Origin of the sequence: Streptomyces phyllanthi (genome assembly GCF_009377205.1) — a bacterium.
Classification (GTDB): Bacteria; Actinomycetota; Actinomycetes; order Streptomycetales; family Streptomycetaceae; genus Streptomyces; species Streptomyces phyllanthi.
The window spans coordinates 1-16,755 of record NZ_VJZE01000169.1; the positions used below are offsets into that span (position 1 = coordinate 1).

General features: G+C 69.6%; 10 protein-coding genes. 7 read left to right on the top strand and 3 right to left on the bottom strand.

What is annotated here, in order from left to right:
* On the bottom strand, positions 1-505 hold a 505-nt coding region (locus FNH04_RS23040; protein ID WP_152787204.1), incomplete at its 3' end, for an alcohol dehydrogenase catalytic domain-containing protein.
* Between the two features lie 155 nt (positions 506-660).
* Between FNH04_RS23040 and FNH04_RS23045 the strand changes: the two genes are divergently transcribed.
* Complete coding sequence (locus FNH04_RS23045; RefSeq protein WP_152787206.1) at positions 661-900, top strand: heavy-metal-associated domain-containing protein; 240 nt, start codon at positions 661-663, stop codon at positions 898-900.
* A gap of 736 nt (positions 901-1,636) precedes the next feature.
* Here FNH04_RS23045 and FNH04_RS23050 read toward each other — a convergent pair.
* Complete coding sequence (locus FNH04_RS23050) at positions 1,637-2,926, bottom strand: citrate synthase (protein WP_322723590.1); 1,290 nt, start codon at positions 2,924-2,926, stop codon at positions 1,637-1,639.
* A gap of 307 nt (positions 2,927-3,233) precedes the next feature.
* Positions 3,234-5,504, bottom strand: a complete 2,271-nt coding sequence (gene recD2 / locus FNH04_RS23055) for an SF1B family DNA helicase RecD2 (RefSeq protein WP_152787208.1) — start codon at positions 5,502-5,504, stop codon at positions 3,234-3,236.
* Positions 5,505-5,717: 213 nt separating this feature from the next.
* Here recD2 and FNH04_RS23060 point away from each other — a divergent pair, with 213 nt between their 5' ends.
* The 6 genes from FNH04_RS23060 (at position 5,718) to FNH04_RS23085 (ending at position 16,664) form a co-directional block, all read left to right on the top strand.
* Positions 5,718-8,741, top strand: coding sequence for an MGH1-like glycoside hydrolase domain-containing protein (locus tag FNH04_RS23060; RefSeq protein WP_152787210.1), 3,024 nt, complete (start codon positions 5,718-5,720; stop codon positions 8,739-8,741).
* A 263-nt stretch (positions 8,742-9,004) separates the two neighbouring features.
* Complete coding sequence (locus FNH04_RS48690; protein WP_265580064.1) at positions 9,005-10,771, top strand: serine/threonine-protein kinase; 1,767 nt, start codon at positions 9,005-9,007, stop codon at positions 10,769-10,771.
* A gap of 271 nt (positions 10,772-11,042) precedes the next feature.
* Positions 11,043-11,624 (top strand): calcium-binding protein, encoded by a 582-nt coding sequence (locus FNH04_RS23070; RefSeq protein WP_194236783.1) that lies wholly within the window; start codon positions 11,043-11,045, stop codon positions 11,622-11,624.
* A gap of 510 nt (positions 11,625-12,134) precedes the next feature.
* Complete coding sequence (locus tag FNH04_RS23075) at positions 12,135-13,151, top strand: LacI family DNA-binding transcriptional regulator (RefSeq protein ID WP_152787216.1); 1,017 nt, start codon at positions 12,135-12,137, stop codon at positions 13,149-13,151.
* On the top strand, positions 13,148-14,716 hold the full coding sequence (locus FNH04_RS23080; RefSeq protein ID WP_322723592.1) for a sugar ABC transporter ATP-binding protein: 1,569 nt from the start codon (positions 13,148-13,150) through the stop codon (positions 14,714-14,716). Before FNH04_RS23075 ends, FNH04_RS23080 begins: the two co-directional genes overlap by 4 nt.
* The gene (locus FNH04_RS23085) at positions 14,706-16,664 is read left to right on the top strand and encodes an ABC transporter permease/substrate-binding protein (protein ID WP_322723593.1); all 1,959 of its coding nucleotides are present in this window, start codon (positions 14,706-14,708) and stop codon (positions 16,662-16,664) included. The genes FNH04_RS23080 and FNH04_RS23085 overlap by 11 nt, the downstream gene beginning before the upstream one ends.
* Positions 16,665-16,755: the final 91 nt, after the last annotated feature.

Consider the following 16,755-nt stretch of genomic DNA (forward strand, 5'->3'; position numbering starts at 1 on the left):
CCCATTCCCCCGCCGTCACGCGCCCCCGGGCCACCACCGCCCGGAACGCCGTGGCGAAGCGGCAGCCCAGCGCGGCCGCCGTGCCGGACGACAGCTCGTCCGGCACGGCCACCAGGTTCACATCGGCGTGCTCCAGGGCCACGTACTCGGCGAACGACCCCCAGTGCGTGAACCCCGGCTGTGTCTGCCGCTCGCACACCTGCTGATCGCCCGCCGCGCAGGAGGGACAGGTGCCGCAGGCGCAGACGAAGGGAACGGTGACGCGGTCGCCGGGGCGCCAGCGGTCCACCCGGCCGCCCACCACCTCCACGACCCCGGCGAGCTCGTGGCCCGGAACATGCGGGACCGCGATGTCCGGGTCATGGCCCTGCCAACCGTGCCAGTCGCTGCGGCACAGGCCCGTGGCCTCGACGCGTACCACGACCCCATGGTCCGAGGGCACCGGATCGGGCACGTCCCGTACCTCGGCCGGCCCGCCGAACCGCTCGAACACCACCGCGCGCATGTGTCCCCGCCCTCCCCGCAAGATCGCCAAGACCGCCAACGCCGCCCTGAGTCGAACGCTAGGGTCTCACCTTGCCCGATCCATACCCCCTAGGGGTACAGTCTCGTCGCGTCGGACGCATACGCCCCGACACATACGCCCGAAGAGGAGCAGCCATGACCCCCCAGACCGACGCCTCCGGCTCCGTCACCACCGTCTACCAGGTGAAGGGAATGAGCTGCGGGCACTGCGAGGGCGCCGTGTCCGGCGAGATCTCCGAGATCGACGGCGTCACCTCCGTGCGGGCCGTCGCCTCCAGCGGCGAGGTCACCGTGGCCTCCACCGCCCCGCTCGACGAGGACGCCGTGCGCGCCGCCGTGGACGAGGCCGGGTTCGAACTCGTTTCCACCCTGTGATCTACGGGCAGCTACGCCCCTTTCGCCCCTGTTCATGGTGGTCAGCAGCCTGCAACTCAGGACATTCTCATGACAGCGAGGTAAAAGTCCCTCTGGAGTCCGGCAGCAGCCTCACATAAGCTCTTCACAAGGCTCGCGCATCATCCTTACGCTTGGACCCCGATCGCCGCATCGGGTCTCTTGCGTAGATTCAGGACATATGTAAGAGACGCAGATCACAGTGCGGTGAACGTAACCAACGAAGGGGTTCGTGAGTCTAAGTTGGCGATGTCAGAAGCGTCTTGGGGGGCGTGACTGGCATCAGGGGATGTCTTGGGGGACGTTCCCGGAACTGCGTTGCCGGGGCACGTGCACCGGGGAGCTTTGAGCGGCCCTCCCGTCCGTACGTACCCCGGCAGACCGCACCCGAGTGGCATGGCGAGTTTTGCTCGTTCTGCTCACTCACCCAGCGATTCAGGCGCTGGCCACCGAACGCCCGGCCGGATCCCGTGGGGGGAATCCGCACCGGGACATGGGAAGGCGCCCTGACCGTCGGCCCGTGGGGGGACCGGCGGCAGGGCGCCTTCCGCTTTGTCCGTCGGGGTCGCCCCCACTTGCTCGCGGGTTCTTCCCGTTCTTGCTCGCGGGTTCTTCCCGTTCACTCCCGGGCCCGAGGCCCGTTCCGGAGCTCCGTGTGCCTCCGGGGCGCGCCGGGCGCGCCCCTTCGGCTCACTCGCAGGCTCGGCTCACTCGATGTTCAGCGGGCCTCGACCGGCACGAAGTCGCGCTCCACCACGCCCGTGTAGATCTGGCGCGGGCGGCCGATGCGGGAGCCCGGCTCCTTGATCATCTCGTGCCACTGGGCGATCCAGCCCGGAAGGCGACCGAGGGCGAAGAGGACCGTGAACATCTCGGTCGGGAAGCCCATCGCGCGGTAGATGAGGCCCGTGTAGAAGTCCACGTTCGGGTAGAGGTTGCGGGAGACGAAGTAGTCGTCGGAGAGCGCGTGCTCCTCCAGCTTGAGCGCGATGTCCAGCAGCTCGTCGGACTTGCCGAGGGCCGAGAGGACGTCGTGCGCCGCCGCCTTGATGATCTTCGCGCGCGGGTCGAAGCTCTTGTAGACCCGGTGGCCGAAGCCCATCAGGCGGACGCCCTCCTCCTTGTTCTTCACCTTGGTGATGAAGGAGTCGACATCGCCGCCGTTCGCCTGGATGCCCTCCAGCATCTCCAGCACGGACTGGTTGGCACCGCCGTGCAGCGGGCCCCAGAGGGCGCTGATGCCGGCCGAGATCGAGGCGAACATGTTCGCCTGCGACGAGCCGACGAGGCGGACCGTGGACGTCGAGCAGTTCTGCTCGTGGTCCGCGTGGAGGATCAGGAGTTTGTCGAGCGCTGAGACGACGACCGGGTCCAGCTCGTACTCCTGGGCGGGGACCGAGAAGGTCATCCGCAGGAAGTTCTCGACGTACCCGAGGTCGTTGCGCGGGTAGACGAAGGGGTGGCCGATCGACTTCTTGTACGCGTACGCCGCGATCGTCGGAAGCTTGGCGAGCAGCCGGATCGTGGAGAGGTTGCGCTGGCGCTCGTCGAACGGGTTGTGGCTGTCCTGGTAGAACGTCGACAGCGCGCTGACCACGGACGACAGCATCGCCATGGGGTGCGCGTCGCGCGGGAAGCCGCGGTAGAAGTTCTTGACGTCCTCATGCAGCAGCGTGTGCTGCGTGATGTCGTTCCTGAAGCCGGTCAGCTCGTCGACCGTCGGCAGCTCACCGTTGATCAGCAGGTAGGCCACCTCCAGGAAGGTGGAGCGCTCGGCCAGCTGCTCGATCGGGTAGCCGCGGTACCGGAGGATGCCCTGCTCACCGTCGAGGTAGGTGACCGCGGATTTATAGGCGGCCGTATTGCCGTAGCCGCTGTCGAGAGTCACCAGACCGGTCTGGGCGCGGAGCTTCCCGATGTCGAAGCCCATGTCACCGACGGTGCTGTCGATCACCGGGTAGGTGTACTCGCCGTCGCCGTACCGCAGTACTACAGAGTTGTCGCTCACGTCTTCCCTCACCGAGGTAGTGCCTCATCTTCGAGGTGCCCTGACTGTCTCTACCATCCCCCAATTGGCTCAGGAGAGTGCACTCGGGGTCGACCATCGGGCCTATTGGCGGCACTCAGTGCCGCCAGCTTGCACATCCTGCCGCTTCAGCGCGCCATCTGGAAGTGCTGTGTGACCGATCCGACTTCTTTGATCGATCATTTTTCACGGGCTCTGCGCGAAAGTCGCTGCGAGGGCTGCCCGTACGGGTCCCGGGGGCGCCCCGACGGCTCGTCACCACCGGCCTGAAGCCGGAGGTGTGCGCCCCTCAATGGTCCAACACTCGGGGGGAGAGCCGGAAATCGAGTGCCGTGCAGCGGCGTCCCGCCGACACCGTGCGGACCGCCTGCCCGATCGCCTTGCGGGAGCCCACGAGGACGACGAGCTTCTTGGCCCGGGTCACCGCCGTGTAGAGCAGGTTGCGCTGGAGCATCATCCACGCGCCCGTGGTGACCGGGATGACCACCGCCGGGTACTCGCTGCCCTGGGAGCGGTGGATGGTGACCGCGTACGCGTGCGCCAGCTCGTCCAGTTCGTCGAACTCGTACGCCACCTCCTCGTCCTCGTCCGTCAGCACCGTCAGGCGCTGGTCGACCGGGTCGAGTGCGGTGACCACGCCGACGGTGCCGTTGAAGACGCCGTTCGCTCCCTTCTCGTAGTTGTTGCGGATCTGGGTGACCTTGTCGCCGACGCGGAAGACCCGGCCGCCGAACCGCTTCTCCGGGAGGTCGGGGCGGGCCGGGGTGACGGCCTGCTGGAGCAGTCCGTTCAGCGTGCCCGCGCCCGCCGGGCCCCGGTGCATGGGGGCCAGGACCTGGATGTCCCGGCGCGGGTCGAGGCCGAACCTGGCCGGGATCCGGCGGGCCGCCACGTCCACCGTGAGGCGGCCGGCCTCCTCCGTGTCGTCCTCGACGAAGAGGAAGAAGTCCTTCATGCCGTCGGTGACCGGGTGGTGCCCGGAGTTGATCCGGTGGGCGTTCGTGACGACGCCCGACTGCTGGGCCTGGCGGAAGACACGGGTGAGGCGGACCGCCGGGATCGGGCTGCCGTCGGCCAGCAGGTCCCGGAGCACCTCGCCCGCGCCTACGCTCGGCAGCTGGTCCACGTCCCCGACGAAGAGGAGGTGGGCGCCCGGGGGCACCGCCTTCACCAGCTTGTTGGCGAGGAGGAGGTCGAGCATGGACGCCTCGTCGACGACCACCAGGTCAGCGTCCAGGGGGCGGTCCTTGTCGTACGCCGCGTCGCCGCCGGGCTTGAGCTCGAGGAGCCGGTGGACCGTGGAGGCGTCGGCGCCCGTGAGCTCGGCGAGGCGCTTGGCTGCCCGGCCGGTGGGGGCGGCGAGCACCACCTTTGCCTTCTTGGCGCGGGCCAGCTCTACGATCGAGCGGACGGTGAAGGACTTGCCGCAGCCGGGGCCACCGGTGAGGACGGCCACCTTCTCGGTGAGCGCCAGCCGGACGGCCTCCTCCTGCTCGAGGGCCAGATCGGCTCCCGTATGCCCCTTCAGCCAGGTCAGCGCCTTGTCCCAAACCACGTCACGGAACGCGGGCATACGGTCCTGGTCGGTCCGGAGCAGGCGGAGCAGCTGGGCCGAGAGGGACAGCTCGGCCCGGTGGAAGGGGACCAGATAGACGGCCGTGACCGGGGTGCCGCCGTCCGGGGCGGGGACCTTCTCCCGTACGACACCGGGGTCGCCGTCGTCCTCGGGCGGTGCCGCCAGCTCCGCCAGGCACTCGATGACCAGGCCCGTGTCCACCTGGAGCAGCTTCACCGCGTCGGCGATCAGCCGCTCCTCGGGGAGATAGCAGTGGCCCTGGTCCGTGGACTGGGACAGGGCGTACTGGAGGCCGGCCTTGACGCGCTCCGGGCTGTCGTGCGGGATGCCCACGGACTGGGCGATCTTGTCGGCGGTGAGGAAGCCGATGCCCCAGACGTCGGCCGCCAGGCGGTACGGCTGGTTCTTGACGACCGAGATCGAGGCGTCGCCGTACTTCTTGTAGATGCGCACCGCGATGGACGTGGAGACCTCGACGGTCTGGAGGAAGAGCATGACCTCCTTGATCGCCTTCTGCTCCTCCCAGGCGTCGGCGATCTTCTTGGTGCGCTTGGGGCCGAGGCCGGGAACCTCGATGAGCCGCCCCGGCTCCTCCTCGATGATCTTCAGGGTGTCCAGGCCGAAGTGCTGGGTGATGCGGTCGGCGAAGACCGGGCCGATGCCCTTGACCAGACCGGAGCCCAGATAACGGCGGATGCCCTGGACGGTGGCCGGGAGGACCGTCGTGTAGTTCTCGACGGTGAACTGCTTTCCGTACTGCGGGTGGGAGCCCCAGCGGCCCTCCATGCGCAGGGACTCGCCCACCTGGGCGCCGAGGAGCGCGCCGACGACCGTGAGGAGATCGCCGCCGCCCCGGCCGGTGTCCACACGCGCGACCGTGTAGCCGTTCTCCTCGTTGGCGTACGTGATCCGCTCCAGTACGCCTTCCAGTACGGCCAGGTGCCGTGCCCCGGCCGTCGCCGCGTTCCCCGCCTGATTGGACATGATCCGACGCTACCGCCGGGGTCCGACAGCGCGGATCGCCTGTGGACAAGTCCGCGGCGCCACTGCTCCTTTACCCAGGCCTTGAGTCACCCCTGTCCGGTCTATTGACTTCGCTTCCCACCTGTCACTACCGTCTCCCAGAATTTCGAACGATGTTCGCAATTTCGAACATTCAGAACCATCCGCATGAGTGCCCAATGGAGGGACACCTCTATGCGTTACCGCCCCAGACGCAGCAGTCGCACAGTGGCCGCCCTGTGCGGCTCGGTGCTGTCCATCAGCCTGCTGACAGCAGGTCCCGGTGCTCCCGAGGCCCAGGCCGCCGACGACCCCAACGCCGTCGCGCTCGACAAGGACGCGATCCTCGCCGCCAACCAGCTCGACGAGCGCAAGTGGTACAAGGACAACATCCCGTTCCTCGACACGCCCGACAACGACATCGACGACGTCTACTACTACCGGTGGAGCACCTTCAAGCGCGCGCTCCGCTACACCGTGCCGGGCACCGGGTACGTGTCGACCGAGTACGACGTGCCGATCGGCTACGCGGGTAACCCGTACACCGCGCTCCCTGACGCCACCGGCTACCACCTGCTGGACGGGCGCTGGCTGCACAACCGCGACTACGCGGGTGACTACCTGGACTTCTGGCTGCGCGGGGCGGGCAACTCGGGCGTACGGAACTTCAGCGAGTGGATCACCAGCGCCGCGTACCAGCGCTATCTCGTCACCGGTGACGCCGCGCAGATCAAGTCCGCGCTCCCCCACCTGATCGCGCTGTACAAGCGGTGGGACTCGAACTTCACCACCGACATCACGGTGAACGGCGCCGCCTCGACCAGCGACCTGTACCACCAGACGCCGCTGTCCGACGCCACCGAGTACACCGAGACGTCGATGCACAGCAGCAACTGGTTCAGCGGCGGCCGCGGCTACCGGCCCACGATCAACGCGTACATGTTCAGCGCCGCGCAGGCGATCAGCAAGATCGCCACCATGAACGGCGACACCGCGACCGCGAACGAGTACGACGCCAAGGCCGCGCAGCTCAAGGCCGCCGTGCAGAACTCGCTGTGGGACCCGCAGCGCAACTTCTTCATGCAGGTCTACAACACGGACAGCACCAACGGCACGCTGAAGCAGACCAGGACGACCTGGCGCGAGGCGATGGGCTTCGCCCCCTGGGCGTTCAACCTGCCGGACGCGCAGTACTCGTCGGCCTGGAAGTACCTGGTGGACTCCAAGCGGTTCAAGGCGCCGTTCGGGCCCACGACGCTGGAGCGGGTGCACGACTTCGAGGCCGAGCAGGCCACCATCACCCACGCCAACACGTTCAACTCCTCGTCGGCCTCCAACGGCAAGTACGTCGGGCAGATCGACTTCGACGACAGTGCGGTCACCTTCACCGTGGACGCGCCCGGCAACGGCACGTACCCGGTGACGGTCCACTACGCCAACGCCACCTCCGCCACGTCGACCCACAAGGTCGTCGTGAACGGCGACACCGCCAGCCCCGTCACCGTCAGCTACCCCTCCGGGGGCAGCTGGGGCCAGTTCTCGGAGACGAAGTCCGTCACCGTGCAGGTCCCCATGAAGACCGGCGCCAACACGCTGAAGTTCACCAAGGGCACCGGCTTCGCCGAGATCGACCGGATCACCGCGAACCCGTACTTCAACTACCAGGCGATCCCCGCGCAGCAGAACCGCGACGACGCCAACTGCTGCCACTGGAACGGCCCGAGCTGGCCCTACCAGACCAGCCAGATCCTGACCGGTCTCGCGAACCTGCTCCAGGACTACCCGGCGCAGAGCTACGTCACGAAGGCCGACTACCAGTCGATGCTGGCCCAGTTCGCCGACCTCCAGCACAAGGACGGCAAGCCCTACGTCGCCGAGGCCGCCAACGGTGACACCGGCGAGTGGATCTACGACGGGTTCAACTTCAGCGAGCACTACAACCACTCCAGCTTCAACGACCTGGTGCTCACCGGTCTGCTGGGCATCAAGCCGCAGGCGAACAACACGCTGGTGCTCAAGCCGCTGGTCCCGTCCGGCTGGGACTTCTTCGCGGTGGAGAACCTGCCCTACCACGGGCACACCCTCTCGATCCGCTGGGACCGGGACGGCTCGCACTACGGCAAGGGCAGTGGGCTGCAGATCTTCCAGGACGGCCAGCGCATCCACCAGTCCTCGACCGTCGGCAACACCACGGTGAACGTGGCCTCCCCGGTCACCCCGGCGCAGCCCACGCGGATGATGAACGTGGCGGCCAACCCCCTGACCGCCGAGCAGGACTGGCTGGGCCGCACCATCACGCAGCCCTACCCGAAGGCCTTCGCCTCCTACACCAACACCGTCTCCAACGGCCCGCACTGCCACAGCGGCCAGACCTGCAAGCCCACCACGTTCGACGCCCCGCTACGGGCCACCGACGGCTGGATCCGCTACGACAAGATCCCCGACGACCGGTGGACCAACTCCGGCTCGCCGAACGCCACCGACCACCTCGGCGTCGACTTCGGCGCCCCGCGCAAGATCAACGAGGTGAAGTTCTACACCTACGACGACGGCGCGAACATCCGGGTCCCGGCGAGCTACACCGTCCAGTACCTCAGCAACGGCTCGTGGGTGAACGTCCCGAACCAGACGAAGAGCCCGGCCGCGCCGGTCGCCAACAACCCCAACGAGGTGACGTTCCCGACGATCACGACCTCCCAGTTCCGGGTCGTCTTCACCCCGCAGGCGGGGAAGTTCGTGGGCGTCACCGAGCTGGAGTCCTGGTACCCGGAGACACCGCGGGTGAAGATCACCAACAGGAACAGCAACCTGGAGCTCGGTGTCGACGGCTCCTCGATCGCTCCCGGAGGCGCCGTACAGCAGCAGACCGCCAACAACACCGACAACCACTGGTGGAAGATCGCCCCGGCCGAGAACGGCTACTACAAGATCTTCAACACCAACAGCGGGCAGGTGCTCGGCATCAAGGACGCCTCCAAGACGGCCGGTGCGACGGCGTTGCAGTGGGGCGACACGCTCACGGCCGACCATCTCTGGTCGATCGTCGACGCCGGTGGCGGCTACTGCAAGATCGTCAACAAGAACAGCGGCATGGTGCTGGGCATCCAGAACATGTCCACGTCGTCCGGGGCACAGGCCCTGCAGTGGGACGACAACGGCACCGCCGACCATCTGTGGAGCATCGTCGCGGAGGACGGTTCCAAGCCGTTCAACTCGTGACCTGATACGTCCGCCGCGGCCACCACGAGGGCCGCGGCGGACTCCGCACTACGTAGCTCGGTTAAGTGGTTCTACCGATGCGCTCGGCCCGGCCGGTCCGTAACCTGCGCCGGGCTGGGCGAGTCGCTCGGCCCCTGTGCCGGCCCGAGGAACAGCGAGGTGTACACGGGTCAGAGAGCCGATGAGTGCCGACCGTCATTCCGCCCAGCCCAGCAATCGGGTTGATGAGCGAGGGACGGAAACCGTTGAACGGCGCAGGACGGATGATCGACGGTCGGTTCGAGCTGCTGGAGCAGCTCGGTACCGGGGGCATGAGCACGGTGTGGCGGGCACGGGACGTGGTCCTGCACCGCGAGGTCGCCCTGAAGGAGGTCCGCCCCGCCGATCCGCGTGTCACCGACGCGACTCCCGGGTCCGTCCGTGTGCAGCACGAGCGGGTGCTGCGTGAGGCCCGTGCGCTAGCCAGACTCAGACACCCGAACGTGGTGACGATCCACCACATCGTCGAACAGGACCCGTACCCCTGGCTCGTGATGGAGCTGGTGCCGGGACCGTCCCTCCAGAAGCGGCTGGAGACCGGCCCCCTCGACCCCCGCGAGGCAGCCCGGCTCGGCCGTGACGTGCTGGCCGCGCTGCGGGCCGCGCATGCCGCCGGTATCCACCACCGCGACGTCAAACCGGCGAACATCCTGCTGCGCGAGGGCCCGGAGAACACCACCACCGCCGTACTCACCGACTTCGGTATCGCGGGCCTGGCCGGGGTGACCCCGCTGACCAACACCGGGGAAATGGTCGGCTCGCCCGAGTACATGGCCCCGGAGCGCATCCGTGGCGCCGACGACGCCCCGGCGTCCGACCTCTGGTCGCTCGGCATGACCCTCTACGTCGCGGTGGAGGGCGCCAGCCCGATGCGCCGTGCCACGAGCCTCGCCACCCTCGCGGCGGTGCTGGACGAGTCGGTGCCGGAGCCGGTGGACGCGGGCCCCCTGGCCCCGGTCCTGACCCGGCTGCTCGTATCGGACCCGAACGCCCGGCCGGACGCCGACGAGCTGGACGCGCTGCTGGCGGAGGCGGCCGGCGGTCCCGCGCCGGCTTCTTCCCGGTCGGCGTCCGCCGGGTCGGTTTCTTCCGGGTCGGCGTCCGCCGGGGCGGCACCTTCCGGATCAGCGCCTGGCTCCCCCGGCCCCGACGGCCCGGACAGCCCCTCGCGGGGGCAGGGCTCCGGCAGCCGGGCCGACGGGCTGCCTGCCACCGCACGGCTGGAAGCCGGGCCGGACGCCCACTCCGGAGCCGGGACTTCGGCGCGTACCTCCCGGCGCAGGCTCCGGCCCGTACCGCTGGTCGCGGCGGCCGCCGTGGTCGCCGTCGCGCTGATCGCCGCGGCCTTGTACCGGGGCCTCACGTCGTCCTCGGGCTCCGACGAGGCGTCGGCGGACGGGACCAGCCCCACCGCGACGGTCACGGCGACCGTCGGCGGACCGTCGGCGAGCGGGAGCCCGGGGAAGAGCCCCGGCGCCAAGAGCAAGGCCGAGGAGGAAGCCGGCGGCTCCGGATCCGGCTCCAAGGGACGGCAGGCCGCGGCCGCGGACGACGACACCGAGGCGTCCGCGAGCCCCGGTTCGACGCCGGAGGAGGAAGCGGCGGCCGACGAGGAGGAAACCGCCGACTCGCCCGACACGGCCGACCCGGAGACCTACGCCAACAGCTGGATCGCGAAGCTCGACCAGACCTGGGCCGAGTCGGGCACGGAGATGCGGGACCAGCACCTGGCGGCCGTACGCAAGGAGGTACCCGACGCGCAGGTGCTGTTCAGCACCGACTTCGAGTCGATGGGCTCGGGGTACTGGGTGATCTACGTGCCCCAGCGGTTCGGCAGCGGCCTCGCGGCGGTCGACTACTGCGCGAAGCTCGGCCGCACCACGAAGGGCTCGTGCATGGGCCGCTATCTGAGCCACAACACGGCGCACCAGCCGCTGATGTGCGAGCCGGACGGGGAAGGCGGGACCACCGGGCGCTGCACGGGGCCCTGACCTCTGGGGGCACCGGCCGCCGGGCCCGCCGTCACACACAGGGGGCAGAGGCGCGGCCGACGCTCGCGGCCGGTCGACGACGAGGCAGGCGGAACCAGTGCGGCGACTCGTAATTGGGGGCTGTTCCCCCATGTCCCTTCGCGGCCTCACCCACACACTGAACCCATGCGCCGCCGCCTCGACCAGCGGTCGGCACGCGTGCGACATGAGCGCGTCCAACGACAGGAGCAGCATGGCAATGTCAACCCGCAGGGGATTACAGGCGGCAGCGATGACAGTGGCGGCGGGTGCGGCGCTGCTGGTGCCCACCAGCCCGGCGTATGCCGCGACGGGTGTCGTGCAGGCCAACACGGAGTTCATCTTCGTCAACGCCGCGGCAGGGGACAGAAACAGCTTCTTCATCAACCAGTCCGGCAACACGATCACCGTCCTCGACACCAGGGCCACGCTCTCCGCGGGCCCGGGGTGCACCCTCAACGGCGACGGGTCCGTCTCCTGTCCGGCCGGCAACCGGACGATCATCCTCGCGGCCGGCGACCAGCAGGACCAGATCGCTCAGCGAAGCCATCTGCGTGCCTCGATCGACGCCGGACCGGGCAACGACAACGTGTACGGCACCTCAGCCACCAACCGCCAGTCCATCGCGGGCGGCGAAGGAAGGGACTACCTGTCGGGCGGCAGTGCCGACGATGTCCTCGTCGGCGGGCCGGGCGACGACATCCTGGCCGGCGGCGCCGGCGACGACGTCCTGAACAACGTCGACCAGAATCCGCGCGACTCCGCCCAGGGAGGGGACGGCAGGGACACCTGCACGTCGGACCCCGGAGACCAGGAGCTCGACTGCGAGTCCTGACCGCCTGATCCGAACGACGGGACCTGGCCTCCGGCCGGATGCTGTTGGCGAATGCACCGTCGCAGGGTCGCCGAGTGGCTCGCGAGTCCCAGCGACACACCGCTTTCACGGCGTGTCGCTGGGACTGAAAAGCCAATTGGTCTCATCTCCGGATTCGCCAACAGCATCTCCGGCCGGTCCGGGCCCCGCGCCCACGGCAGCACCCGACGGCACCCGACGGCACCCGACGGCACCCTCACCGAGGGTGCCGTCCGGCCCCGGCCTTTCGTGACCGGCCGTCGGCATCTGTCGGCGGCCCCTTCGCGTCGGGGGACGTTCCGCCGTATCCGGCACTTCCCCGGTGCGGGGCACCCCATGGCGCCGCCATGCCGCCGCGAGCCGGGGCGCGCTCTCATCACAATCCGGTTTCGGCCACTCCCTCACCTCTTGATTACGGCCATGTAATCGATTCCAATCCTCCTTGTAATCCGTGTAATCGATTCCACGGACTCACGAGGAGGTGGTCCGGCGATGGCGAGCATCAAGGACGTGGCCGCGGAGGCGGGCGTGTCCGTCGCCACGGTGTCCCGGGTGCTGAACGACCACCCGTCGGTCAGTCCGGAGGCACGCGCGCGCGTGCTGGCCGCCGTCGAGACCCTGGGCTACCGCCCGAACGCCGTGGCCCGCTCCCTGCGCACCGACCAGACCCGCACCCTCGGCCTGGTCATCAGTGACGTGATGAACCCCTACTTCACGGAACTGGCCCGCGCCGTCGAGGAGGAGGCACGCGCGCTCGGCTACAGCGTCATCTTCGGCAACGCCGACGAGCGGCCCGACCTCCAGGACCACCACGTCCGTACGCTCCTCGACCGCCGGATCGACGGTCTGCTGGTCTCGCCCACGGACGGCGGCTCCCCGCTGATGCTGGACGCGGTCCGGGCCGGCACCCCGATGGTCTTCGTCGACCGCTGGATTCCCGGCGTGGACGTACCCGTCGTACGCGCCGACGGCCGCCGGGCCATCCGGGATCTGGTCAGCCATCTGCACGGGCTCGGCCACAGCAGGCTCGCCATCATCGCGGGCCCGGCGGCGACCACGACCGGCCGTGAGCGCGTCGAGGCCTTCAGGGACGCCCTGCGCGCGTACGACCTCCGACTGCCCGAGGACCACATCGGCCAGGGCGACTTCCAGGCGGAGAGCGGACGGCGGGCCACCGAGCGGTTCCTGGACCTGCCCGAGCCGCCCGAGGCCGTGTTCGCCGCCGACAACCTGATGGCGCTCGGCGCGCTGGACGCCATCCGCGCGCGCGGGATGCGGGTCCCCGACGACATCGCGCTCGCCGCGTTCGACGACATCCCGTGGTTCACGCACACCGATCCGCCGATCACCGCGGTCGCCCAGCCGACGGGCGAGCTGGGCCGGGCCGCCGTACGGGCCCTGGTCGACCGCATCGAGGGCCGCGCCCCCCGGTCCGTCACCCTTCCCGCCCGTCTCGTCGTACGCCGCTCGTGCGGCGAGCCCTCCCCCGTACGAAGGAGCGAGCCGTGAGCGACCCGGACGAGTTGCTGCGTATCGAAGGCATACGGAAGACCTTTCCCGGTGTGGTCGCGCTCGACGGCGTCGACTTCGACCTGCGCCGCGGCGAGGTGCACGTGCTGCTCGGCGAGAACGGCGCGGGCAAGAGCACCCTCATCAAGATGCTGTCCGGCGCCTACCGGCCGGACGGCGGGCGCGTCGTCGTGGACGGCCGGGAGGTGCGCATCCAGGGCGCGCAGGACGCGGAGCGCCTCGGGATCGCCACCATCTACCAGGAGTTCAACCTCGTCCCCGATCTGACGGTCGCCGAGAACGTCTTCCTGGGGCGGCAGCCGCGCCGCTTCGGGATGATCGACCGGAAGCGGATGGAGGCGGACGCGGCCGAGCTGCTCGCGCGCGTGGGCGTGAACGTGTCCCCACGCGCGCGTGTGCGGGAACTCGGCATCGCGCGCCTGCAGATGGTCGAGATCGCGAAGGCGCTGAGCCTGGACGCCCGCGTGCTGATCATGGACGAGCCGACGGCCGTGCTCACCTCCGAGGAGGTCGAGAAGCTCTTCGCCCTCGTGCGCAGGCTGCGCGAGGACGGCGTCGGCGTCGTCTTCATCACGCACCACCTGGAGGAGATCGCCGCCCTGGGCGACAGGGTCACCGTCATCCGGGACGGGAAGAGCGTCGGCCGGGTGCCCGCCTCCACGCCCGAGGACGAACTCGTCCGGCTCATGGTGGGCCGCTCCATCGAGCAGCAGTACCCGCGCGAACGGCCCGGCACCGGCGAGGCGCTGCTCAAGGTCGAGGGACTCACCCGGGACGGGGTCTTCCACGACGTGAGCTTCGAGGTGCGGGCCGGAGAGGTCGTCGGTATCGCGGGCCTCGTCGGCGCGGGCCGTACGGAGGTCGTGCGTGCCGTGTTCGGCGCCGACCCGTACGACAGGGGCGCCGTGAGGGTCGCGGGCGCCGAGCTGCGCCGCCACGACGTGAACGCGGCCCTGGAGGCCGGGATCGGGCTCGTCCCCGAGGACCGCAAGGGCCAGGGGCTCGTCCTCGACGCCTCCGTGTCCGAGAACCTGGGCCTGGTCACCCTGCGCAGGGCGACCCGCGGCGGCTTCGTCGACCTGAGGGGCCAGCAGCGGGCCGCCTCCCGTGTCGCCGAGCAGCTCGGTGTGCGCATGGCCGGGCTCCACCAGCACGTGCGCACCCTCTCCGGCGGCAACCAGCAGAAGGTCGTCATCGGCAAGTGGCTGCTCGCCGACACGAAGGTGCTGATCCTCGACGAGCCCACGCGCGGTATCGACGTCGGCGCCAAGGTGGAGATCTACCAGCTGGTCAACGAGCTGACGGCCGCCGGAGCCGCCGTCCTGATGATCTCCAGCGATCTGCCCGAGGTGCTCGGTATGAGCGACCGGGTGCTGGTGATGGCCCAGGGCCGGATCGCGGGCGAACTCCCCGCCGCCGAGGCCACCCAGGACGCCGTCATGGCACTCGCCGTCAGTACGCCCGTCAGCTCACCCGTCACCGCAACCACCAGCGCGGTCACCAGCGCGACCACCACCGAAGGGGAGACCTCCCGTGGCCACTGACACGCTCAAGAGCACGACGGGCGCGAGTGGCGCCCCGGGCGGCCTGCGCCGTCTCCTGCTCGACAACGGCGCGCTCACCGCGCTCATCCTCCTCGTCGTCGCCATGTCGGCCCTGTCCGGCGACTTCCTGACGGCCGACAACCTGCTGAACATCGGCGTCCAGGCGGCCGTGACCGCCATCCTCGCCTTCGGTGTCACCTTCGTGATCGTCTCGGCGGGCATCGACCTGTCGGTCGGCTCGGTGGCGGCCCTGTCGGCCACCGTGCTCGCGTGGAGCGCGACATCGGAGGGCGTCCCGGTCGGGATGGCGGTCGTCCTCGCCGTCGCCACCGGCGTCGCCTGCGGTCTCGTCAACGGCGTCCTCATCTCGTACGGGAAGCTGCCCCCGTTCATCGCCACGCTGGCCATGCTGTCGGTGGGCCGCGGTCTGTCGCTGGTGATCTCGCAGGGCAGCCCGATCGCGTTCCCCGACTCGGTCTCCCACCTCGGTGACACGCTCGGCGGCTGGCTGCCGGTGCCCGTGCTCGTGATGGTCGTGATGGGGCTCGCCACGGCCGTGATCCTGGGCCGTACGTACATCGGCCGCGCCATGTACGCGATCGGCGGCAACGAGGAGGCGGCCCGTCTCTCCGGTCTGCGCGTCAAGCGGCAGAAGCTCGTGATCTACGCGCTCTCCGGCCTGTTCGCCGCCGCCGCGGGCATCGTGCTCGCCTCGCGGCTGTCCTCCGCCCAGCCGCAGGCCGCGCAGGGCTACGAACTGGACGCGATCGCGGCGGTCGTCATCGGCGGCGCCTCGCTGGCGGGCGGTACGGGCAAGGCGTCCGGCACACTGGTCGGCGCGCTGATCCTGGCGGTGCTCCGCAACGGCCTCAACCTGCTGTCGGTGTCGGCGTTCTGGCAGCAGGTCGTCATCGGTGTCGTGATCGCGCTGGCGGTGCTCCTGGACACGCTGCGGCGGAAGGCGGGGGCGACTCCGGTGGCCGCGGGCACCGGCGCTCCGGGCGGCAGGGGCAGGCAGGCCGCGACGTATGTGATCGCGGCCGTGGTCGCGGCGGCGGTCGTGGGCGCCATGTCGTTCGTCAACGGCGGCTCGTCGGCGTCCGCGTCCCGGCCGAAGCTCGGCCTGTCCCTCTCCACGCTCAACAACCCCTTCTTCGTGCAGATCAAGGAGGGTGCGCAGGAGGAGGCGGAGAAGCTGGGCGCGGATCTGACGGTCACCGACGCGCAGAACGACGCCTCGCAACAGGCCAACCAGCTGCAGAACTTCACCAGCGAGGGCGTCGGCTCGATCATCGTCAACCCGGTGGACTCGGACGCGGCGGGCCCGTCGGTCCGTGCCGCGAACAAGGCCGGCATCCCCGTGGTGGGCGTCGACCGGGGCGTCAACAAGGCGGACACGGCCGCGCTCGTGGCCTCCGACAACGTCGAGGGCGGCACACTGGGCGCCAAGGCTCTGGCCGAGAAGCTGGGCGGCAAGGGGAAGATCGTGATTCTGCAGGGTCTGGCCGGCACGTCCGCGAGCCGTGAGCGCGGCGCCGGCTTCGAGGAGGGCCTGAAGGCCTACCCGGGCATCCAGGTCGTCGCCGAGCAGCCCGCCGACTTCGACCGCACCAAGGGCCTCGACGTGATGACGAACCTCCTCCAGGCGCACCCGGACGTCGACGGCGTCTTCGCCGAGAACGACGAGATGGCGCTCGGCGCGATCAAGGCGCTCGGGTCCAGGGCCGGTACGTCCGTCGCCGTCATAGGCTTCGACGGCACGCCGGACGGTCTGAAGGCGGTCAAGGACGGCACGCTGTACGCCTCCGTCGCCCAGCAGCCGACCGAACTCGGCCGAATAGCGGTCCGCAACGCCCTCAGGGCCGCGGAGGGCGAGAAGGTGGCCGAGACGGTGAAGGTGCCGGTGAAGGTGGTCACGAAGGAGAACGTGGACGAGTTCGGCGGCTGAGACGGGCTCCGTGTGACCGGCCGGACGGTTTTTCCGCCCCCGCCGCCCCTACCCGTCCCATCCTGTCCCTGGGGGCTGCCGCCCCCAGACC

Bases quoted from the DNA above. Each gene is read 5' to 3' on its own strand.
- FNH04_RS23045 (WP_152787206.1), top strand. From the start codon at position 661: ATGACCCCCCAGACCGACGCCTCCGGCTCCGTCACCACCGTCTACCAG.
- recD2 (WP_152787208.1), bottom strand. From the start codon at position 5,504: ATGTCCAATCAGGCGGGGAACGCGGCGACGGCCGGGGCACGGCACCTG.
- FNH04_RS23060 (WP_152787210.1), top strand. From the start codon at position 5,718: ATGCGTTACCGCCCCAGACGCAGCAGTCGCACAGTGGCCGCCCTGTGC.
- FNH04_RS48690 (WP_265580064.1), top strand. From the start codon at position 9,005: ATGATCGACGGTCGGTTCGAGCTGCTGGAGCAGCTCGGTACCGGGGGC.
- FNH04_RS23070 (WP_194236783.1), top strand. From the start codon at position 11,043: ATGACAGTGGCGGCGGGTGCGGCGCTGCTGGTGCCCACCAGCCCGGCG.
- FNH04_RS23075 (WP_152787216.1), top strand. From the start codon at position 12,135: ATGGCGAGCATCAAGGACGTGGCCGCGGAGGCGGGCGTGTCCGTCGCC.